The 22,774-nt window shown below is 37.6% G+C and carries 17 protein-coding genes; 14 read left to right on the top strand and 3 right to left on the bottom strand.

What is annotated here, in order from left to right:
• Positions 1–5: 5 nt before the first annotated feature.
• The 5 genes from NHE85_RS03785 to NHE85_RS03765 all read left to right on the top strand — a co-directional run bounded on the left by NHE85_RS03785 (position 6) and on the right by NHE85_RS03765 (position 5,418).
• Positions 6–1,442 carry an alpha-amylase family glycosyl hydrolase gene (locus NHE85_RS03785; protein WP_252809818.1) on the top strand — a complete coding sequence of 479 codons (1,437 nt, stop codon included), beginning with the start codon at positions 6–8 and terminating at the stop codon, positions 1,440–1,442.
• An 81-nt stretch (positions 1,443–1,523) separates the two neighbouring features.
• Complete coding sequence (locus NHE85_RS03780) at positions 1,524–2,693, top strand: T9SS type A sorting domain-containing protein (protein WP_252809817.1); 1,170 nt, start codon at positions 1,524–1,526, stop codon at positions 2,691–2,693.
• 157 nt (positions 2,694–2,850) lie between these two features.
• A complete protein-coding gene (locus tag NHE85_RS03775; protein ID WP_252809816.1) occupies positions 2,851–3,537 on the top strand; it encodes a glycerophosphodiester phosphodiesterase family protein in 687 nt (228 codons plus the stop codon).
• On the top strand, positions 3,534–4,748 hold the full coding sequence (locus NHE85_RS03770; protein WP_252809814.1) for an NAD(P)/FAD-dependent oxidoreductase: 1,215 nt from the start codon (positions 3,534–3,536) through the stop codon (positions 4,746–4,748). Before NHE85_RS03775 ends, NHE85_RS03770 begins: the two co-directional genes overlap by 4 nt.
• 79 nt (positions 4,749–4,827) lie before the next feature.
• Complete coding sequence (locus NHE85_RS03765) at positions 4,828–5,418, top strand: hypothetical protein (protein WP_252809812.1); 591 nt, start codon at positions 4,828–4,830, stop codon at positions 5,416–5,418.
• Between the two features lie 70 nt (positions 5,419–5,488).
• Here the strand turns inward: NHE85_RS03765 and NHE85_RS03760 are convergent, their stop codons facing one another.
• Entirely contained in the window at positions 5,489–5,980 is a 492-nt protein-coding gene (locus NHE85_RS03760) for a TspO/MBR family protein (RefSeq protein ID WP_252809810.1), read from the bottom strand.
• Positions 5,981–6,100: 120 nt separating this feature from the next.
• Here NHE85_RS03760 and NHE85_RS03755 point away from each other — a divergent pair, with 120 nt between their 5' ends.
• From NHE85_RS03755 to NHE85_RS03730, 6 genes are read left to right on the top strand one after another with little or no spacing between them, the layout of a single operon-like run.
• On the top strand, positions 6,101–7,180 hold the full coding sequence (locus NHE85_RS03755) for a diphosphomevalonate/mevalonate 3,5-bisphosphate decarboxylase family protein (protein ID WP_252809808.1): 1,080 nt from the start codon (positions 6,101–6,103) through the stop codon (positions 7,178–7,180).
• 50 nt (positions 7,181–7,230) lie between these two features.
• The gene (locus NHE85_RS03750; RefSeq protein WP_252809806.1) at positions 7,231–8,169 is read left to right on the top strand and encodes a mevalonate kinase; all 939 of its coding nucleotides are present in this window, start codon (positions 7,231–7,233) and stop codon (positions 8,167–8,169) included.
• A 4-nt stretch (positions 8,170–8,173) separates the two neighbouring features.
• The gene (locus NHE85_RS03745; RefSeq protein ID WP_252809804.1) at positions 8,174–8,725 is read left to right on the top strand and encodes a hypothetical protein; all 552 of its coding nucleotides are present in this window, start codon (positions 8,174–8,176) and stop codon (positions 8,723–8,725) included.
• 8 nt (positions 8,726–8,733) lie between these two features.
• Positions 8,734–9,654 (top strand): geranylgeranylglycerol-phosphate geranylgeranyltransferase, encoded by a 921-nt coding sequence (locus tag NHE85_RS03740; protein ID WP_252809802.1) that lies wholly within the window; start codon positions 8,734–8,736, stop codon positions 9,652–9,654.
• Between the two features lie 28 nt (positions 9,655–9,682).
• Positions 9,683–10,681 carry a pseudouridine synthase gene (locus NHE85_RS03735; RefSeq protein ID WP_252809798.1) on the top strand — a complete coding sequence of 333 codons (999 nt, stop codon included), beginning with the start codon at positions 9,683–9,685 and terminating at the stop codon, positions 10,679–10,681.
• 2 nt (positions 10,682–10,683) lie between these two features.
• Positions 10,684–11,046, top strand: coding sequence for a nuclear transport factor 2 family protein (locus NHE85_RS03730; protein WP_252809797.1), 363 nt, complete (start codon positions 10,684–10,686; stop codon positions 11,044–11,046).
• A 70-nt stretch (positions 11,047–11,116) separates the two neighbouring features.
• On the opposite strand, the gene NHE85_RS03725 is transcribed toward NHE85_RS03730, so the two are convergent.
• Positions 11,117–13,279: a M3 family metallopeptidase gene (locus NHE85_RS03725; protein WP_252809795.1), complete on the bottom strand. Its 2,163-nt coding sequence runs from the start codon at positions 13,277–13,279 to the stop codon at positions 11,117–11,119.
• Between the two features lie 126 nt (positions 13,280–13,405).
• On the opposite strand from NHE85_RS03725, the gene NHE85_RS03720 reads away from it, so the two are divergent.
• Entirely contained in the window at positions 13,406–16,219 is a 2,814-nt protein-coding gene (locus NHE85_RS03720; protein WP_252809793.1) for an AsmA-like C-terminal region-containing protein, read from the top strand.
• A 28-nt stretch (positions 16,220–16,247) separates the two neighbouring features.
• Here NHE85_RS03720 and NHE85_RS03715 read toward each other — a convergent pair whose 3' ends face one another.
• The gene (locus NHE85_RS03715) at positions 16,248–17,144 is read right to left on the bottom strand and encodes a NifU family protein (RefSeq protein ID WP_252809791.1); all 897 of its coding nucleotides are present in this window, start codon (positions 17,142–17,144) and stop codon (positions 16,248–16,250) included.
• 246 nt (positions 17,145–17,390) lie between these two features.
• Between NHE85_RS03715 and NHE85_RS03710 the strand changes: the two genes are divergently transcribed.
• Together NHE85_RS03710 and NHE85_RS16830 are read left to right on the top strand one after the other, a co-directional pair.
• A complete protein-coding gene (locus NHE85_RS03710; RefSeq protein ID WP_252809790.1) occupies positions 17,391–22,664 on the top strand; it encodes a choice-of-anchor L domain-containing protein in 5,274 nt (1,757 codons plus the stop codon).
• Entirely contained in the window at positions 22,615–22,752 is a 138-nt protein-coding gene (locus tag NHE85_RS16830) for a T9SS type B sorting domain-containing protein (protein WP_374676552.1), read from the top strand. Before NHE85_RS03710 ends, NHE85_RS16830 begins: the two co-directional genes overlap by 50 nt.
• Positions 22,753–22,774 lie beyond the last annotated feature (22 nt).

The following is a 22,774-nucleotide window of genomic DNA, read 5'->3' as shown; positions in this document are numbered from 1 at the left end:
ATTATATGAAAAAGGCAATTCTTTTAGTAACAATCCTTACAGTGTTTATAAGCTGTAAAGAAGATAAAAAGGCTACTGAACAGAAAGAAACAGCACAGGCTGAAGTATTGGCACCAGTTAGCGATGCTATGATGGAAAACAGTGTTATTTATGAAGCAAACATCCGTGATTATTCGCCGGAAGGAACATTTAGTGCTTTTACAAAAGATATTCCGCAGCTAAAAAACCTTGGTGTAAAAATAATATGGGTTATGCCTGTTTACCCTATTTCTTTAAAAAAGAGAAAAGCTACAGGAGACCTTTCAATAGAAGATATCAAAGACCCAAAAGAGCGTGAAAAATATTTGGGCAGCTATTATGCAATAAGTGATTATACAGCTATCAATCCGGATTTGGGTACTAAAGCAGATTTTCAGGAGCTTGTAAAAACAGCACATGATAATGGTATGTATGTAATTCTTGACTGGGTGGCTAACCATACAGGATGGGATCATAAATGGATTACCGAGCACCCTGAATATTACCATAAAAATGCTAAAGGTGAAGTTACAGATCCGCTCGATCCTAAAACAGGTAAGCCCTGGGGATGGACGGATGTTGCGCATCTTGACTATACAAGTAAAGTGCTTTATGAACCAATGAAAAATGAAATGCTGTATTGGGTAAAAGAGCAGGGTATAGATGGTTTCCGTTGTGATGTGGCGGATAATGTGCCTACAGAGTTTTGGGAGTATGCTATTCCTAAACTTAAAGAAGTAAAACCTTTATTTATGCTAATGGAGTCTGAAAAGGATTATTTGTTTAACGGACTGTTTGATATGGGTTACAATTGGCCTGCGCATCATTTAATGAATGATATCGCACAGGGTAAGAAAACGGTTAAAGACTGGGATGCTTATGTAGCAAAACACAATGCAGACTATAAAAAAGAAGATATCTGGATGAATTTTACATCTAACCACGATGAAAATGCATGGAATGGCAGCGAATATGAACGATTGGGTGACGGGGCAGAAGCTTTTGCTGCGTTAACTTTTGTTATGCCCGGTATGCCGCTTATTTATACAGGCCAGGAATATGACTTTAACCGCAGGCTGAAATTTTTTGAAAAAGATGAGATTACAAAACAGAAAGGTAAAATGTACCCTGTTTATGAAAAGTTGGGTAAACTTAAGAATACCAATACGGCACTTAACGGTGGAAAAAATCCTGCGGCTTATAAACGTTTGGTTACATCGGCAGATGCAGCAGTACTGGCTTTTGAGAGAAATAATGGCAACGATAAAGTAATTTATATAGCTAACCTTAGTGCCAAACCACAAACATTTACCGTATCTATTGGCGGAGAATATACCAATTACATGAACGGAACGAAAGTAACTCTTGCCAAAGGAGAGCAATTTAGCTTTGCACCTTGGGAATACTGGGTGCTTGTAAAATAATATTTATAATAAACAGGCCTGTTGATTCATCAGTCAGGCCTGCCAACAGAATGCCTTATTATTAACTTAAAAATTTTTTAGATGATGAAAAAATTACTTTTGTTTTGTGCAGTATTCTTGGCGGGTACTGTAATGATGTTTGCACAATTTGCAAATATCGGATTAATTGGTGGATCTACAGTGACAGGATGGGATTCTGATACTGATATGATGACAACAGACGGTGTAGTATATACGCTGGATAATGTTGTGCTTTTAAATCCTCCTTCTGATGCAGGCGTCAAATTCAGGCAGGATGATGCCTGGACTAATAATTGGGGTGGCTCGGCTTTCCCTTCGGGTACGGCGGTTTTTAATAGCGGTAATATTCCGGTTGTAGATGGTACTTATAATGTAACATTTAACCTAAGTACGCTTGCTTATAGTTTTGTACCTGTGGGTGTAGAAATTAGTGAAGTATCGCTTATGGGAGAAGGGGTTGCAATTACTTTTTTAAGTGCAGACGGGATTAATTATACAGCCGACAATGTTACTCTTCCTGCAACTACTGTGTCTTTTATGGTAGACGATACTGGCATGGGCTGGGGCAGTTCTGACTTCCCTTCAGGTACTGCTACAGAAGGTGGAAGCATCAATGTTCCTGCCAATAGTTATAATATTACTTTTAACCTTGATACTAAAGAATACCATTTTGATTTTGTTACTATAAGCCTTATCGGGCTTGGCATAGTTACAGAAGATCCGGGATGGGTTACAGATACCGATCTTGCAACATCAGACGGTGTGAATTATACATTATCTAATTTTACTTTCCCGGGCGGAGAAGGCAAATTCAGGCTTAATCATTCCTGGGATACGGTAGCATGGGGCAGCCCTGATTTTCCTTCAGGAACGGCATCGTCTGAACCGGGTGGGCCAAACCTTAATATTACTGCAGGTACTTATGATGTAGCATTTAACAGGGAAACAGGAGATTATGCCTTTACAGCACCAACAGCAGGAACTGAAGATTTTTCAATTACAGCTATAACAGTCTATCCTAACCCTGCACAAAATCAATGGAATTTTAATGCGGGAAATTTTACTATAAATAGTATTGCTGTTATTGATATTTCAGGCAAAATAGTGTTTGAATCATTCTATAACACAAATGAAGCTGCAATAAATGCCACAGGATTTGCATCGGGAATTTATTTTGCTAAAATTACATCAGGCAATGCAGTAAAGACCGTGAAGATTATTAAAAAATAGTTTTTTCTTTTTCATATCAGAAGAAGCACAGTCCGAAAGGTCTGTGCTTTTTTATTTGGTAAATTATTTTAGGTGGTTTTGTTGTTCTCTTTTATCTAAGGGATTGTTCAGCTCATTCGTAAATAAATCTATTTATCTTTACAAAAAACTAATCACTATGGCAGCAATACTTAAAATTGGACATCGTGGCGTTAAAGGGCATGTAGCGGAAAATACGCTGGCATCGTTTCAAAATGCAATTGAAATGGGTGTGGATGGTATTGAACTTGATGTGCATGTATGTGCAACAGGTGAATTGGTTGTTATACACGATTTTACTGTAGACCGAACTACCGATAGTACCGGAGAGGTGCATAAAATGACACTGGCAGAATTAAAAAAGCTTACTGTAGAAGGAGAGCATAAAATTCCGTTACTGGAAGAGGTACTGGCCCTTGTAAATAGAAAATGCCTTGTGAATATAGAGATGAAAGGCCGGCATACAGCACAGCCTGTGTGCGATTTTATAGATAATTATGTGCAGAATAAAGGCTGGAGTTATGATGATTTTATAGTGTCCAGCTTTCAGCGCGAAGAATTGCTTATAGTGAGCGATATTAATAAAAATATTCATTTAGGCGTATTATCTCAGGCAAGTGTTACCCAGGCATGGGAATGGGCAACGGAGTTTTCGGCGAAAGCCATACATCCGCATTTTTCATTGCTTACCGAGAGTAATGTGAAAAAAGCACAGCAGGCCGGATTAAAAGTATATACATGGACTATTAATGAAACTGAAGATATTGAGCGGATTAAAAGCTACAATGTTGATGGTATAATATCTGATTTTCCCGAAAGATTATGAGTAAAAATTTTGATGTAATTATTGCGGGCGGAGGTGCAGCAGGTTTTTTTACAGCCATAAATATAGCTGAGAGTAGTCCAAAATTAAAGATAGCGATACTTGAAAGAGGTAAAGAGGTGCTTTCTAAAGTACGAATTTCCGGTGGTGGAAGATGTAATGTTACGCATGCCTGTTTTATTCCGGATGATCTGGTTAAATTTTATCCCCGTGGAGAAAAAGAATTAAAAGGCCCGTTTAACCGTTTTTGTTCAGGCGACACTATTGAATGGTTCGAACGCCATGGAGTAGAACTGAAAATTGAAGAAGATGGACGTATGTTTCCTATTACAGACACCTCTCAGACTATAATAGATTGTTTTCTTGAGGCTGCTAAAAAGTTGGGAATTCAAATACTATTAGGTGAAAGTATACAATCGTTTTACCACAATGAAAAGCACTGGAAAGTAGAAACCAATAAAGAAGTTTTTCTTGCCGAAAAATTGGTAATGGCTACGGGCAGTAATCCTAAAATGTGGGATTTGCTTGCTGGTATGGGGCATACTATTGTACCTCCTGTACCATCATTATTTACATTTAATATAAAAGATGCAAGAATAAAAGACCTCATGGGGGTTTCGGCTCAGGCATCGGTAAAAGTAAAAGGCACAAAGTTGCAAGCTTCAGGGCCATTGCTTATTACGCATTGGGGGATGAGCGGTCCGGCAATACTTCGTGTTTCGGCATGGGGCGCAAGAGAACTTTTTGCTAAAAGCTACCAGTTTACGTTACAGGTTAACTGGTTAAATGATATTGATACTGATGGATGCGAAGAGCAGCTAAAAGAATTAAAACAGGAGCAGGCTAAGAAAACAATAACTAAATTTTCACCCTACGATTTTCCTAATCGTTTATGGCAAAGTCTGGTTAGCGCAGCAGGAATAGTGCCTGATATGCGTTGGGCAGATCTTACCAAAGCACAAACCCAGGCGTTGGCAGAGCAACTTACCAATGGCGAGTTTCAGGTAAATGGTAAAAGTACTTTTAAAGAAGAATTTGTAACAGCCGGTGGTGTGGCTCTTAAAGAAGTGAATTTTAAAACTATGGAGAGTAAAATACTGCCCAATATGTATTTTGCAGGAGAGATAATAGATATAGATGCTATTACCGGAGGTTTTAATTTTCAAAATGCATGGACGGGTGGCTATATTGCTGCTCAAAATGTTGTAGGATAGCAATTTGTTTAGGAAAATGGAGATTTTTTAACGCAACCATTTGCATTTTACAGCATCTTAGTTAAAAAAATCAATCACCATGAAAAACAAATTTTTACTATTTGGGTTATGCCTTTCACTTATGGCATGCTCTGAAGAAAGTTCGGCACCTGTTGACAATAGCCCGACAGAGAATAAAGTATTAATGCTTAAAGTAGATTTACTGACTTCTGAATTTGAAGGAGGTAAAGAACTTACTTTTGATGATGCTTCAACTTTTACTATTGCTGCAGAATATGATGCGCCGGGAGATTTTGGAGGTATTAAACTAAAGTATGAAGAATTGAATGCACCGCTTTTTGAAGGTACTGTACACTGGATGGGATTAGGGGAAATATCTTATCCTGAAATAAATCCGGCACAATCTTTTAACACTATTGAAAATGCAGTGTCTTTACCTAATGAATCCTTACTTAAGATAGTTGAATATTTACCTTTTGCAACGCCTTTGGATGAATGGCCCTATGCACCGGATTATGCAACATTATGGCATGCAGTAGATAATCTGGAGATCGTGAAAGAGTACAGAGAAAATAATCCAAATGCTAAAGTTAACTTTTTTCTCTATACTCCAAGCGTGGGTGTGGGCAATCCTGCCGGCTGGGATTGGTTTATTATCCTGAAAAATTAATTAAGGCCTCCGATAGGGGGCTTTTTTTTATGACTTTTGAAGCTATAACCAAATCTTCATATGACCAACTCTACCTGTTAAGCCACCATATAGAAGCATTAAGTACAAGGGCAAATGTTACCCAAAGTATATAGGGTATAAAGAGATAGCCTGCAATTTTGTGTACTTTATTAAACAGAACAAAGGTTTCATATATCATAAGCCAAAGCAGTATAATTTCTATTAATGCCAGCATTGGATTATGCAGCCCAAAGAAAATAAATGACCAAAGTGCATTAAGTGCAAGTTGTATGGCAAAGTACAGCAGTCCTTTTTTTACAGTTTCTTTTTGAATATCCATTCTGTTCCAAACCAAACCTGCAGCAATACCCATCATAATATATAATGCAGACCACACCGGTGCAAATAGCCAGTTGGGTGGATTAAAAGATGGCTTAATAAGCGTAGGATACCATGTTTCTACACTTTGTTTTGTTATTAAGCCGGATACTGCACCTACAATTACACAGGTAACGGTAACTACAATTATTTTAAATGTTGGAGATAGCGGTTTTTGTTCCATGAGGTCAAAGTTACTATTTAGCAGCGAATAAAATTACTAGGAATTTCAAGAAAAACAGGCTAAAAAAATCCTAATTATTGCTTGGTCAAAACATTTATCTTTGCAGTAAAATAATTTGTTATGCCCAATAAGGATTTTATCCCTTCACAATATCCCAATACTATAGAAAAAGGAAGCTTTAAATGGAGTGCACCCAGTAACATAGCTCTTGTTAAGTACTGGGGCAAAATAGGGAAACAACTTCCGGCAAATCCGTCAATAAGCCTTACACTTAATAATTGTAAAACGATTACAGAACTGACTTTTAAGAAAAAGGACAATAGTGACAGCTTTTCATTTGACCTGCTTTTTGAAGGACAGCCGAAAGAAAGTTTTCGACCAAAAATTGAAAAGTTTTTTGAAAGGGTAGAAGAATATCTGCCATTTTTAAAAGAGTACCATTTTACAATAGATACACAGAATACATTTCCACATAGTTCAGGTATAGCATCTTCAGCATCCGGTATGGCAGCATTGGCAGTTAACTTAATGAGTCTTGAAAAAGAACTTAACCCTGCAATAACAGATGAGTACTTTTATAAAAAAGCATCTTTTCTTGCACGCTTAGGCTCTGGGAGTGCCTGCAGGAGTATAAAAGGTAATGTGGTAATTTGGGGAGAACATGCCGAAACATCAGGCAGTTCTAATCTTTTTGGTTTTACATTTGAAGGTACTCATGATGTATTCAAAAACTACCAGGATGCTATTTTACTTGTTGATAAAGGAGAAAAGCAGGTGAGTAGTACGGTAGGGCATGATCTTATGCACGGGCATCCTTTTGCTGAGCAGCGTTTTGCCCAGGCGCATGCTAATCTTTCTAAAATAAAGGAAGCCCTCATTGCAGGGGATCTTGATACTTTTATTAAGATTACAGAGAGTGAAGCATTAACATTGCATGCAATGATGATGACTTCTATGCCGTATTTTATACTTATGAAACCCAACACACTTGAAATTATAAACAGGATATGGAAGTTTAGGGCAGAAACAGGAATACCTGTATGCTTTACTCTTGATGCAGGCGCAAATGTTCATGTACTGTATCCCGAAAACGTTAGTAATGAAGTTTTAGATTTTATTAAGAACGAATTAGTTGGCTATTGTCAAAACAGTCAGTACATTTGCGACGAAATTGGTACAGGTGCCGTTAAGATTAATTAAAATAATTAACCGTTAACGTTTTTGTTGTATCTTTAATAAAAATATCATCCATGAAAGGACCGTTATTTTACTCTAAAATATTACTCTTCGGAGAATATGGAATCATTAAAGATTCTAAAGGGCTATCTATTCCTTATAATTTTTACAACGGAGCCCTGAAAAGGGATCATAATACATCAGAGGAGGCGGTTAAATCTAACGGTCACCTTAAACGTTTTGTGGCTTATCTGGAAAATCTTCAGGCCGAACAGCCTGAACTTGTAACTTTTGACATACCTACGCTTAAAGAGCATGTTGAAGAAGGCATGTACTTTGATTCTACAATACCTCAGGGTTATGGTGTAGGTAGCAGCGGTGCACTTGTTGCGGCTATTTACGATCGTTATGCCAATAACAAAATTACTGTTCTTGAAAATCTTACCCGTGAGAAATTATTGCAGCTTAAAAAGATTTTTGGTCAGATGGAATCTTTCTTTCATGGAAAAAGTTCAGGACTTGACCCGCTTAACAGCTATTTAAGTATTCCAATCCTTATCAATTCTCAGGATAATATTGAAGCTACAGGCATACCGAGCCAGAGTGCAGACGGTAAAGGGGCAGTGTTCCTTTTAGATTCAGGCATTGTGGGCGAAACAGCTCCTATGGTTTCTATTTTTATGGAAAACCTTAAAGAAAAAGGTTTCCGAGACATGTTTAAAAAAGAGTTTGCAAAATATACTGATGCCTGTGTAGATAACTTTCTGCACGGTGATATAAAGTCATTGTTTTCTAATACCAAAAAACTTTCTAAAGTTGTACTTAACAACTTTAAGCCTATGATTCCTGAACAGTTTCATGAATTATGGCAAAAAGGTATTGAAACAAATGATTATTACCTTAAGCTTTGCGGTTCGGGTGGTGGTGGCTATATTCTTGGCTTTACAGAAGATATAGAAAAAGCAAAACAATCGCTTGCAGGGCATAAGCTGGAGGTAGTTTACCAATTTTAAAAATATGCATAGCGTTACCGATATTTTAAATGTATTACTGAGATCTGTTTTTGTAGGTTTCGGTATTCTTATTCCTATACTTGCAATTGCCAGAACTTCCGATTTAAAAACGATCCAGTTTAAAGATCTTTTTATTCTTACAGCTATACAAATGGTAAGAATATTAGGGATAATCTATTTTATACTTGGTGCTGTAGCGGTATATCCGTTATTTATAAATACAGGAACCGAAGCTGCAAGCAATGTAAAAGTTGATCTTACCGGATATGGTATGAATATAATATTTGCACCTCTTATGACACTGGTAATTACACAGCTTTTCTGGATTAAAAAACTTTATATGAAAAGAAAGGTTTTAATAATGCTTCCATTGTTGCTGCTGATATTGCCTTCTTCTTTATTTATGACTATTGCCCAGTCGGAAAATTCTGCGCCGGCACTGAATGCTGCATTTAGCTGGCAGGAAATTTTGAAAACTATTATAAGTATTATTATATTTTTCTTTATAACTTTTACAATAATATTGCTTGGCGGTAAGTTAAAAGATAAAAAATAATAGTAGTTATGGCATCCAGGAAAACACGATTGGTACTGATGAAGATACTTAGCCTGTTTTCTGTGGTTAGGGGCTATAATATTCCCGTTATAGCACTTGCACAATATCTTTCAGCTATATTTATCCTTGCTCCCGAAGAGAGGGCGCTTGATGTAATTCTTGATATTAACCTGTTTTACATTGTTCTGGCATCTTCGCTAACAATAGCTTCAGGTTATATTATCAATAATTTTTACGACGCTCAGAAAGATCTCATAAACCGTCCTAAAAAATCAATGCTTGACAGGCTTGTAAGCCAGCAGACAAAATTGCATGTGTATTTTGCGCTCAACCTTTTTGTTACACTCCTGGCTTTTTTAGTTTCATGGCGGGCTGTTCTTTTCTTTTCAGGTTATATATTCCTGATTTGGTTTTATTCTCATAAATTAAAAAAATATCCTCTTATTGGTAATCTAACTGCTGCTTTACTGGCGGTATTGCCTTTTTTTGGCATACTAATGTACTTCAAGAATTTTTATCAGGTAATATTTGCGCATGCAACGTTTTTATACTTGCTTATTCTTACACGTGAGCTAATAAAAGATCTTGAAAATATTAAAGGTGATTTTGTTGCTGATTACCGTACAATACCGGTAATGTTTGGCGAAAGGGTATCTAAAATTATAATTGCATCACTTGTTTTTCTTACTGTTATTCCGGTTTACCTTCTTATCGAAGTATATGACGTAGGATATATGGATACTTATTTTTATGCCGGTATGATTGTAATTGTCTGGTTCCTTATACTTTTAACAAAAGCTGAAAATCAGAAGGAATATTTGCGGTTGCATAACATCTTAAAATTCTTAATTGTGGCAGGTGTATTTTGTATTGTGCTTATAGATCCCTCAGTTTTAGTTCATGGCAGGAAACTTTTGTCTATTATTTAAGCTATCTTTGCAAAAATAATTTCACGAAATGAACAACGGCAACAGCAAGAGAGGCGGCAATGACAGAAAGAAAAGCGGTCCTTCAAAACCATTAAACAAAGCCAGGAAACCGGGCACATCGTCTAAGCCAAAAGGTTTTGATAAACCCTTGGATTTTGAAAGGCCCGATGCTGAAGCTCCTAAGGCTAAACCATCTGCAAAAACGCGTAAGCCTGCAGCACCTAAAAAGGGACCGGCTACTTTTGCTAAGAAAGATGGGTATCCAAAAGCGAAGCCTACTTTTGATAAAAAACCAAGTGTAAAAAGACAGGCGAATCCGGATGAAATGCGCCTTAATAAATATATTGCTAACAGCGGCATGTGTTCAAGACGTGATGCCGATATTTATATCCAGTCAGGTAATGTAAAGGTAAATGGTAAGGTTATTACCGAAATGGGGCATATAGTTAAAATTAGCGATAAGGTAGATTTTGATGGTGTTACAATAACTCCTGAAAAGAAAGAATACCTGCTTCTTAATAAGCCTAAAAACTTTACCACATCGGGCGAAGGTGATAAAGATATGCGCAATGTTCTTGAACTTATAAGAGGCGCAAGCAAAGCAAACCTGCAGCCGGTAGGAAGAATGGATAAGAACACTACTGGGCTTCTTATTTTTACTAATGATACAGATGTGGTAAGAAAGTTTGCACAGCCTAACCAAAAGTCATTTAAAATATATCAGGTGTCTTTAGATAAGAACCTTAAGTTTGAAGACCTTGAAAAGATTGCCGGAGGTGTATTTCTTGATGGGCACAGGCTTTTTGTGGATGAGATAAGTTACATCGAAGGAGAGCCTAAAACTGAAATAGGTATTAAACTTAGAACTCCTAATGTAAAAGTAGTTCGTGCTATTTTTGAAGAATTTAAATATGACGTTTTAAAGGTAGACCGCGTTGCTTTTGCAGGGCTTACCAAAAAGAATTTACCGCGTGGTAATTATCGTTTCCTTACAGAACAGGAAATTATTAATATTAAGAATGTATAATAATGCAGCCACGGGATATAGAGCATATTGCTGTAAAATGGTTTGAGGCTTTTAATACCAAACAACTTGATAAGTTGCTTGATCTGTATGCTGATGATGCCGAGCATTTCAGCCCTAAATTAAAAATTCGCAGGCCGGAAACTAACGGGCTTGTAAGAGGACATAATGCATTGCGCGAATGGTGGCAGGATGCTTTTGACAGACTGCCTACATTATATTATAGAGTGAACAGCCTAACAGCAAATGGATACCGTGTATTTATGGAATATATACGCACCGTTCAGGGGGAAGAAGATATGCTTGTTGCCGAGGTGCTGGAAATAAAAGATGGTAAAATTGTTTTTTCCCGCGTTTATCACGGATAAAATAATTTTAATGAACAAAAAATGCCTGAAAACATCTTCAGGCATTTTTATTTTATAGAGTCAAAGACTTTTAATCCTTTATTGCTTTGTCAATTTTTAAAACAGGTTCTTTTTTATCTAATCCTCTTTTTCTTAAAAGGGGTTCAATAGAAGGCTCAGCTCCACGGAAGTTTTTATACATCTGCATTGCATCCATCGTTCCGCCCTTTTCAAGAATATTGGTTCGGAAAGCTTTTGCTGTTTTGGCATCAAATAATGATGTGGTTTTAAAGGCTTCAAAAGCATCGGTGTCTAAAACCCCCGACCATATATAGCTGTAATACCCGGCAGAATATCCTCCGTTGAATATATGGTTGTAATAAGTACTTCTGTAACGTGGAATGATAGCTTGTATCAGTCCCAGTTTTTTCATTGCTTCTTCTTCAAAAGGAATTACATTGTGAGTTAGAGGTTTGCTTCGGTTGTGATAATCTAAGTCCAGGTAAGCTGCTGCAAGATATTCTACTGTAGCAAATCCCTGATCGAAAGTTGCCGATTCCAGTAGCTTTTTAATAAGCGTATCAGGAATAACTTCCCCGGTTTTATAATGTTTAGCATATAACTTTAGCACTTCAGGTTCGGCAGCCCAGTTTTCCATTATCTGGGATGGCAGTTCAACAAAATCTGTTGGTACGCTTGTGCCCGAAAGGCTTTGATATGTTACATTACTTAACAGGCCATGCAGTGCGTGCCCAAATTCATGAAAAAACGTTGAGGTTTCGTCAAAAGTTAACAGTGCAGGATTACCTGCTGTAGGTTTAGAGAAATTACAAACTATAGAAATTATTGGGGCTATACGTTTTCCGTCAACAGTTTTCTGTTTGCGGTAAGATGTCATCCATGCACCGCCTTTTTTAGAAGCTCTCGGGAAAAAGTCCATATATAAAATACCTAAATGAGAACCGTCTTTATCGGTTACTTCCCATACGGTAACATCATCATGATACTTAGGTACATCTTTTAGTTCGCGGTATTTAAGTCCGTATAAATTTCCGGTAACGGTAAATATGCCCTGACGTACATTGTCCAGACTTAAATAAGGTTTTAATTGTTGTTCATCAAGATCATAACGTTCTTTTCTTATTTTTTCGGTATAGTACCTCCAGTCGTAAGGCTGTACATCGTCTTTAATTCCATCGGCAAGCATCATTTTTTTTATGTCGGCCTCTTCTTCTTTTGCTTTTTCAAGAGCAGGTGCCCATAGCTTATCCATCAGGTTATATACAGCTTCAGGTGTTTTAGCCATTCTTTCTTCCAAAACATAGGCTGCATGGCTAGTATAGCCTAAAAGGGCAGCTTTTTCTGCCCTAAGGTTGGTTAGCTGTACAACATTGATTCGGTTGTCCAGCTCATTTCCATTATTGCCACGGTTTTGATAGGCTTCCCATATTTCTTTTCTCAGTTCGCGGTTATCTGCATATTGAAGGAACGGCATAACACTTGAATTATGTAATGTAAATAGCCATTTTCCATCTTTACCTGCCTCTTTTGCATCATGTGCCGCGGTGTCAATTATTTCCTGCGGTAACCCCGCTAAGTCCTCTTTATTATCAATAACAAGCTGGTAGGCATTATTTTCGGCTAAAACATTATCGCCAAATTTCAATGAAAGCACAGACAGTTCTTCGTTAATTTTTCTCAGGCGGTCTTTCTGCTGTTTATTAAGATTAGCCCCGCTGCGCAAAAAGGCTTTATATTTTTTTTCTAAAAGCTTGGCTTGTTCGGCAGTAAGCTTATATTGTGTTTGAGTTTCCCATATTTTTTTTACACGGGCAAATAATTTTTCGTTAAGAAAAATATTGTCATTGTGTTTAGACAGTTCAGGTGCTATTTCCTGGGTAATAGCCTGTAAAGAGTCATTCGTATTTGCAGAATTCAGATTATTAAGAATAGTTGTTATTCTGTTTAACAGGCTTCCTGAATTTTCAAAGGCTTCAATAGTATTTTTAAAAGAAGGTTCTTCTTTACTATTGGCAATGGCATCAATTTCTCTTTCGTTAATCTTTATTGCTTCCTGTATGGCAGGTTTAAAATGATGGTTTTTTATAAGGCTGAAAGGAGGTGCCTGGTAAGGAGTATCATAAGCAGCCAGTAATGGATTATTTTCGCCTATAACCCCTGCTTTATTTGTTTGTTCGCACGACATAAATAGAATACAGCTTAATGTTAGGGTAAGTATAAATTTAAATTTCATAAGTTTTGTCTGTCTGGTAAAGTTATCTTAATCTGATAAATAAACAAAGTATATTAACCTCTAGTTAAATAACATTATTCATTAACAGGAAAAAACTACTTTTATAATGGTTTAAAATTAATAGCCATGGAAATGCCCGCCAAAAATATTATACTTAAAATTTTAAAATGGATTGGAATTGCAATTGCTTCCATTTTGTTGCTAATGTTCTTGATACCAATTATTTTTCCTGGTACCATAGCGCAACAGGTAAAGGTTTTTGCTAACAAAAGCCTGGATGGAGAACTTAATTTTACCAAATCCAGACTTTCTTTCTTTGCTCATTTCCCTTCATTAACAGTTTCATTAGATGAGTTATCGCTTAAAGGGTCGGCTCCTTTTAAGAATGACACACTTCTTAAGGCAGACCAAGTTGCCTTTGGTATTAATCTCAAAAGGCTCCTTTTTGATAACGAAATTAAAATAGACGAAATATACGTTTCAGATGCCTTAATTAATGTAATGGTAAATGAAAAAGGAGAGGCCAATTATAATGTATATGTTGCTTCTAAAGATCAGCCGAAGGATACAACAGGCACAGGGCCTGCTATACGGCTTGACAGGGTGGATATTAAAAATACGCATATTAAATATAAGGATCTTTCGGCGAAAATGCTGGTTGAGGCAAAAGGATTTAATTATGTGGGTAAAGGAAACCTGAGTGAAGATGTTTTTGATTTGCAGACTGATGCCAATATAGATTCTGTCGATTTTTACTATGATAAGGTTCCTTATCTTGAGAATAAAGAAGTGCATGCCGATCTTATTACAAGAATCAATACTAACGCACTATCATTCATTCTGACCAAAAATGAACTTCGAATAAACAGGCTGCCTGTAGAATTTACCGGAATTTTTACCATTTTAAAGGATGGTTACAATATAAATATCAACGCTATATCTGAAAACGGCAAACTTAAAGACTTATTTTCGGCTTTGCCTCCCCAGTATGTTGCCTGGATGGAAGATACAAATATAAAAGGGAGAAGCGATGTATTGTTTACTTTTAAAGGCAGATACAACGCTTCAACAAATCAAAAACCTGACCTCGGATTTGGAATGCGGATAAGGGATGGCTATATAGCTTATAAAAAGGCTCCTATGGCTCTATCTGAATTTGAAATGAATTTCAACGGGATGCTTCCTTCCCTTGATACCGAAAAATTAATGCTTAATTTAACACGCTTAGATTTTAAGGTTGGCGATAAAGATTATTTCCATGCGTTTTTAAAATCGGAAGGGTTAAGCAATATGAAACTTAAAACTACAATTAAAGGCACTCTTGATCTTGCCAGCCTTGACAGAGCGCTGGGATTGCAAAATATGGATTTGAAAGGACTGCTTAAAGCCGATATAATGGCTGAAGGTAATTATAGCGCAGAAAAGAAACTTTTCCCTAAAACCAAAGGCGGTATTAATTTGCAAAACGGATGGTTAAAAACATCTTACTATCCTAATCCTATAAATGATATTAAATTTATAGCAAGTGTTAAAAACGATAAAGGAACTTTTGACGATGTTAAAATAGCAGTAACTCCCGCATCATTTGTGTTTGAAGGTAACCCGGTGTATGTTAATGCTACAATATCAGATTTTGAAGATGTAGTTTATGATGCAACCATAAAAGGGGAGCTTAATATCGGCAGGATATATAAAGTTTTCTCTCGGAAAGGTCTTGATGTTAATGGTTATGCAAAAGCTGATCTTTCATTAAAAGGCAGGCAAAGTTACGCTGCAACAGGACAATATAGTAAACTTAATAACAGGGGAACACTTGTGCTGAAAAATATTAAAGCAACCTCAGAATCTTTTCCAAAACCTTTTAATCTTAAGGAGGGTTATTTTACTTTTCAGAATGAAAAAATGAAGTTTGACAGATTTCAGGCGTATTACGGCAAGTCAGATTTTGCACTTAATGGCTATTTACTTAATACAATCAATTATTTCATTGAATCAAGAGGAACACTTAAGGGCAGCTTTACTATGAAATCTAAACTCATAAATGTAGATGAGTTTATGGCACTTAAGGATGGTGAGAATAAAGATATGAAACCTGAAGTTGAAGCTGCAAAAGCAGCAAGCCCTAAAATGAGCGGGGTAGTGGTACTGCCGACAAATCTTGACATGTCACTTACTGCTAATGCCGATAAAGTAGAATATACAGGTTTAATGCTAAATAATCTGAATGGAAAAGTAGGTATTGCTAAAGGCAGGATGTATCTTGACAATACAACTTTTGATATAATAGACTGCAAAGTGAATATTGATGCCGGCTACGATGATGAATCTCCTATGAGCGCTAACTTTAATGTGCATTTCAGGGCGAAAGATTTTGATATTAAAAGGGCTTATAAGGAGATACCTCTTTTCCATGAACTTGTTACTGCGGCAGAAAAATCCGAAGGCATAATATCTTTAGATTATAAATTAAAAGGAGATCTGGATGGTAATATGAGTCCTATCTACGCTTCTTTGCAGGGAGGGGGGACTGTTTCTGTGCGTGATGTAAAAGTTTCAGGCCTTAAAATGTTTGGCGGAATAAGTAAAAAGACAGGTTCGGACGGACTGGATAATCCTAATTTAAAAGATATACAAATTAAAACAACAATAGATAATAATCTCATTCGCATACATCCTTTTACATTTAAGGTGGCAGGCTTCAGGCCTACTGTAAAAGGTACTACAAGTTTTGACGGCTTACTTGATGTAAGGGTACGATTAGGATTGCCGCCAGCGGGGCTTGTAGGTGTACCAATATCGGTTACCGGAACGCATGAAAATCCTAAAATAAAAGTATTCAGTAAGAAAGGACAAAAAATTGAAGAAGCAAAATATAATGAAACAACTAATCAGGTAATTAAAAAAGAAGAAGTAGCCCCGGAGCCTAAAAAGAAAGAATAAATAACCCCGCATTTGCGGGGTTTCATTTTTAAGCATTTATAGCTTCAACTTTAATGTCATTATCATTAAGCATATCTTTGAGCATGTTCTCTATGCCGCTTTTTAGCGTAAAGGTAGAAGAAGGGCATCCGCTGCAGGCCCCCTGTAAAATCACTTTTACACGTTTGTCATCTTCGTCATAAGATTCAAAAGCAATATTTCCGCCATCAGCCTGTACTGCAGGTTTTACATACTCTTCCAGAATATTTATAATGCGTTGCGATGTAACATCAAGAGCATCAAAATAAGCTTCCTGTTGTTTTTCGGCCTGAGGCATGTTTTGTATTAAAGATTCATCAATAACAGGGTTGCCGTTTTCAATATAAGTTCTGATAAAACTTCTTATCTCGGCTGTTATTTCGTCCCATTCTGTAACAGCATATTTAGTAATAGAGATATAGTTCTCATCAATAAATACTTCTTTTACAAAAGGGAATTTAAATAATTCTTTTGCAAGTGGTGAAGCAGCGGTTTCGTCTATATTTTTAAACTCGGCAGATGTTTTGGTCAGCAGTTTATTAGAGACAAATTTTAATACAGCCGGGTTAGGTGTTGTTTCAACATATATAGTAGAAGGCTGTTTCTTCTTAGGCTCTTCCTCGATAACAATCTGCCCTCCCGTATTTACAAACTGTTCTATTTGTGAAGCTACTTCATCCTGAACATCTTCCCATTCAACTATCGAATATTTTTCAAGAGCAATAAAGTTGCCTGATATATAAACTGTCTTTATAAATGGCAGATAAAACAGTTTTTTTGCTAAAGGAGAATTTGCTGTTTCATCTATGTTTTTAAATTCATAATTGCTGCTTTTGGCAACGAAATCGCTAAACTCAAATTTTAATATAGATGGGTTTTGGGTTTCTCTTATTGTGATGTTTTCCATGATTCTAAATTTTATGCAAAATTAGCATAAAAAATATCTAAAACAGGGGTAGGGTAAATTAGATTATAAATGTTTAACAATGTGCAACGCCTTGCAGATTAGTTATTAAAATTAAGGAAATTTAAAATTTTTGTGATTTTTCTAAATTTAACAGGCAAAATATCAATGAATATTTATATTTGGGCTTTTCAATTAACATTTTTATGTTGATTTTTTTACATTTAAGCATTATTTAAAACTCACTATATGAGAAAATTATTACTCGCCTTGTTACTGCTTTTAGGAGCTTTTGGTTCTTATGCGCAGTCAAATTTATCGGTTTTCAGTACAAACCCTGATAACAGTTATATTGACGGGGAAACGCTGACATGGACCGTTATGATCACTAATAATGGGCCAATGCCGGCAACTAACGTAAAAGCTTTTTACGCTCTGCCTTCATTTATACTGCCGCTTCCCCCGGGAATAACTAAATTTTGGTGGTTTAAAGATAATGGTACTACTGCTTCGGGTACTAACTCGGCATTAAATAATACTACTCCGGTATTAGCTGTTGGGCAGACAATTACTTATACACTTAATTTAAAAGTGCCTAATGGTTATACAGGCACAATACCTGAATTACAGGTTACTTATACAAAAAGTGCTGATCTTGAGGTTGTTAATACTGATAATCAGACTACTTACACGCCCGGCACACAAAGAGTATATAATGTTACTGTTATAAATCATGGTCCTGAAGTTGCAGATCCTGTTAGTATAGCAATGCCTATACCGGCGGGAATTACTAATTTTTCATGGACTGGTAGTAACGGTTCTTCCGGAACTAATACAGCATTAGCTGATAATATAGGGCAAATGACGGTGAATCAGGAAGTAACATATACTGTTACTGTAGATGTACCGGCAACATATTCGGGTCCGTTAACAACCCAGGCTACATTAACTTCTCCTAATACTGTCGATCCTGTACCTGGCTGTACGCAATGTACGGATGTAGACAATTCTACTGCTGATGCTGATGTGGTAGTGGTAAACACGAATAATCAAACGGTATATACTGCAGGAGGAACTTCGATATATACCGTTACTGTTACCAATAATGGCCCTGCTGCGGCTACTAATGTTCAGGTGTCAAACGCTATCCCTGCAGGTGTAACTGCTTTTTCATGGACAGGCAGTAATGGCTCTTCAGGTACTAATGTGCCATTGAGCGATCTCATCCCTACTTTAGCGCTTAACCAAACAGTTACTTATACTATAACTCTTGGTGTACCGGCAGGTTACAATAGCCCAACATTTGTGAGCCAGACTGTAGTGACCAGTGATAAAGATCCTGATGCTACATGTTCTAAATGTACAGATACTGATATTAATCCTGCAACCGCCGCAAATGTTGTACTTGTAAATACAGACGGGCAAACTACTTACACACCCGGAAGTACAGTTGTTTATACTGTTACTGTAACTAACAACGGGCCAAATCTTGCACAGAATGTAAAAGTTTTTGATGCAATACCTGCAGGAATTACTAATTTCTCATGGTCAGGTACTAATGGAGCGGCGGGTACTAATACACCTTTAAGCAACACTATTCCAAGTATGCCTAACGGGCAGGTAATTACTTATACAGTTACTGTTCAGGTTCCTGCTTCTTTTGAGGGAGATTTGGTAAATACTGCATCGGTAACAAGTAATAACGATCCTGACCCTTCATGCACTCAGTGTGTAGATATAGATACAAGTAGTACGCCAACCGCTAATATAGTTGTTACAAATACTAACGGACAGGATATATATACTCCGGGTACTAACTCTGTATATACTGTTACTGTCACTAATAATGGGCCTTATGCGGCAACAAATGTTGTTGTGACAAATCCTGTTCCGGCTGGCATCACGGCCTTTTCATGGACGGGAAGCAATGGATCTTCAGGAACCAATTCGGCACTTAATAATACAATTCCAACATTAGCAGTAGGGCAAACAGTTACCTATACTATTACTCTTGGTGTGCCTGCAGGTTATACAGGTAACTTATCAAGTGTTGCTTCTGCTAATTCCACCGTGTCAGATCCTGTTTCTGCTAATAATTCAGTAACTGACACAGATAATAATACTGCTTCTGCAGATCTGGTTGTTACAAAAACACTTAATCAGGGTACTGCTTATACAGCTGGTGCTGATGCTATTTATACTATAACTGTAACAAACCAGGGGCCTACTGCTGCTCAGAACGTTTCAGTTACCGATGCTATACCTGCCGGACTTACGGCTGCAAATGCTTCATGGTATGGCAGTAATGGAAGTGCGGGTACGGGAAACTTAACGGATGTTGTTCCTACTCTTGCAGTAGGAGAAACACTTACTTATACTTTAACGGTACCGGTGCCTAGTAATTATAGTACTACGGCTAATATTGTAAATCAGGTAGTGGTTACAAGCGATACTCCGGATCCTAATCCGGCTTGTCCTGATTGTACACACACGGCTACACCAAATCCACAGGCGAATATAGTAACATGGAAAACAAATGGGCAGAAGGAATATTTTGCTAATGCTCAGACAGTTTATACCATTGTAGTTACTAATCCCGGACCAAGTGATGCTGTTAATGTTGTTGTGCATGACAGTAAACCTTATAATGTATCTTTAATGACATGGGAAGGTAACGGAGCAGGTGGTACGGGTACCATGCACAATGTTATACCGGTACTTCCTGCAGGGCAGAGTGTGGAATATACGGTTACAATATTTGTAAAAGATAATCACCCTACTTTTGTAGGGCCGCTTATTAATACGGTTAATGTTGTTAGTGATACTCCCGATCCTGTACCAGCATGCCCAGGCTGTACAGATACAGATCAGCCAAGAGTAGATTATGTAACTGTAGATATGAATGCATATACTACTGAAGAACTGGTATTGGATGTATTGATTGATACTGATTGTATTGATGTTTCTAATATTACAGCATCAGCAGGAAATATAAATGGAAATTACGGGCTTGCTTATTTTAATAGAAATAATGCTCCTGAAACAAGTTTTCCTATACAAAGTGGTGTTATATTAAGAAATGGACACGCTAAATTTAGTGAAGGTAAATATTATGATGATAATTTATCATCTACTGCTTCAGGTTTGCCTGATACTGATTTACAGGCATTTGCTCCTGCAGGAAGTATAATGAATGATGTAACCTATCTGCAATTTGAATTTGTACCGCTTTCAACAGAAATGAGTTTTGACTTTTTATTTTCTGCCAATGAATATGGCTTTTATCAGTGTACATGGTATGACACATTTGCTTTCATTCTTACTGATATGACCGATGGTACACCACCTGTAAATCTTGCTGTTATACCTGGTACCACTACACCTGTTTCTGTAGGTACAATAAGAAATTCTCTTTACAATGGAGGATGTACTTCTATAAACCCTGAGTATTTTTATCAGTATAATGTTACCGATCCTTCCATCTCGTCAATTAATGTGAGAGGACAGACTATAAAAATGCAGGCATCTTCTGTAGTTATACCGGGACATACCTATAAAATTAAAATGGCAGTTGGAGACAGAGGTGATACTCAGTTTGATAGTTCTGTATTCCTTGCGGCGGGTTCATTTAATATAGGACAGCCAAAAGTGCCGGATGATTTAACTATTGGTAATGGTTTTGCACTATGTCCGGGTGAAGAGCGTGTTATAAATGCTATACTTACAGAAGGTACTGACTTTGTATTACGTTGGGAAAAAGATGGAGTGGAGCTAGTTGATGCATCTGGAGATCCTATAGATACCGAGAGTATTACGGTTACTGAGCCGGGTACTTATACCCTTAAAGCTTCTTTCCCTTCAAATCCTGATTGTTTCCTTTCAGATGATATCAGAATAGAATATCGTCCTGAAATTGAAGTAGCCCAGCCAAATGATCTTGTGGCTTGTGGTGACCCTGCAGAACTGCATTCATTTGATCTTCATGAAAATGATGCGGTAATGAAAGCACCGCTGCCAAACCCTGATTTCTTTGAAATTTATTACTATCATAGTCAGGAAGAAATTGATAATGAGGATCCTCCAATATATTATGATCCTGCAGTGGGTTACATGGGTTATGATGGAGAGATCATATATGTAGCTACGATAGGTTTTGATAACTCATGTTATACTGTAAGACAGTTCCAGCTTCGTATTTACGATTGTAATATCGAAATGGAGCCTTACGCTGTACATGTTTGTGAGCCTGCTCCTTATGATGGAATCGAAAATTTCGATCTTACTTCATACACAGATGAAATGACTGTTGCAGATCCTATACCTGCAGAATATGTATATACTTATTACAATAATCAGGCTGATGCAGAAGCTCCTGCAAATCCTATTGCAAATCCTGAAGCTTACGCAGGTACATCGGAAACAATATGGGTAAGAGTTGATGATTCATCGGTTACTGATGTAACTGTTTATGGAGTTGAGCAGCTTACACTTGTTGTTGATCCTCAACCGGATATGGGAGTTATTGCAGATGTTTTCCAATGCGGTTCTTATACGCTTCCTGCTTTACCTATGGGTAACTACTATAATGGTCCGGGAGGAACAGGTGGCATGATTGACCCGACAGTTCCGTTAACAGCTTCTCAAACAGTATATGCTTATGCAGTAACTGGTACTGCACCTGATACATGTAGTGGAGAAACCAGTTTTGAAGTAACTATTTACCCTTCACCTGATGTTGATGATATAGCAGACCTTCAGGCATGCGATGGCTATGAGCTTCCGGCCCTGACCGAAGGTAACTACTATACCGGCCCTGGCGGTACAGGCACTCAGCTTTTTGCGGGCGATATAATAACTGCTACCCAGACGATCTATATCTATGCTGTAAGTGGGGATTCCACTACGGTATGTGAGGATGAGTCAGACTTTGTTGTGACCATCAATTATGCCCCTGCAGTTTCCCCTGCCACGCCATTAGAGCGCTGCGCGGACAATGCCGATGAGCAGACCTATTTTGACCTTACAGTTGCCGGAGCTGAGATATTAAACGGGCAGACAGGCCTGACGATCACCTACCATGAAACCCCTGAGGGTGCGGAGTTCGGCACAAACGAGATCCAGAACCCATCAAACTATGACAACCTTGTAAGCCCTGTGTATGCAAGTGTTATCCAGAGCGGCACTACAACCAACTGCCGCAGCGTAGTTCCTATTGAGCTTATCGTGCACCCAAGGCCGGCAGTACCGGTATTGAGCGACTATGTGCTTTGCGATGACGATACGGACGGCGTGCAGGTATTTGACCTTACCACAAAAAACACAGAAGCCAATGGGGGAGACACCAGTCTTACCGTTGCCTATTACATAACTAAAGAAGATGCCCTTGCCGGTCAGAACCCTATCAGCCCGGATACGGCCTTTAGCAATACCGTAGCCGGCACCCAGCAGATCTGGGTTGGCATAGCCACTACTTTTGGCTGCATGGGACGGTACCTTCAACGGTACACCGCTTCCTGCCGATGACTACTGGTTCAGTGTAACCTACCCTGAGTTTGATGGCACCACGACGGTTACAAGGGAGTTTAAAGCGCATTTCTCACTTAAAAGATAAGAAGTGAAAATCTTAAAATAAG

Origin of the sequence: Flavobacterium sp. NRK1, from assembly GCF_024054175.1 — a bacterium.
Lineage (GTDB): Bacteria > Bacteroidota > Bacteroidia > Flavobacteriales > Flavobacteriaceae > Flavobacterium.
Note: the sequence above shows the minus strand (reverse complement) of the source record. Positions and strands in the feature narration are given on the sequence as shown.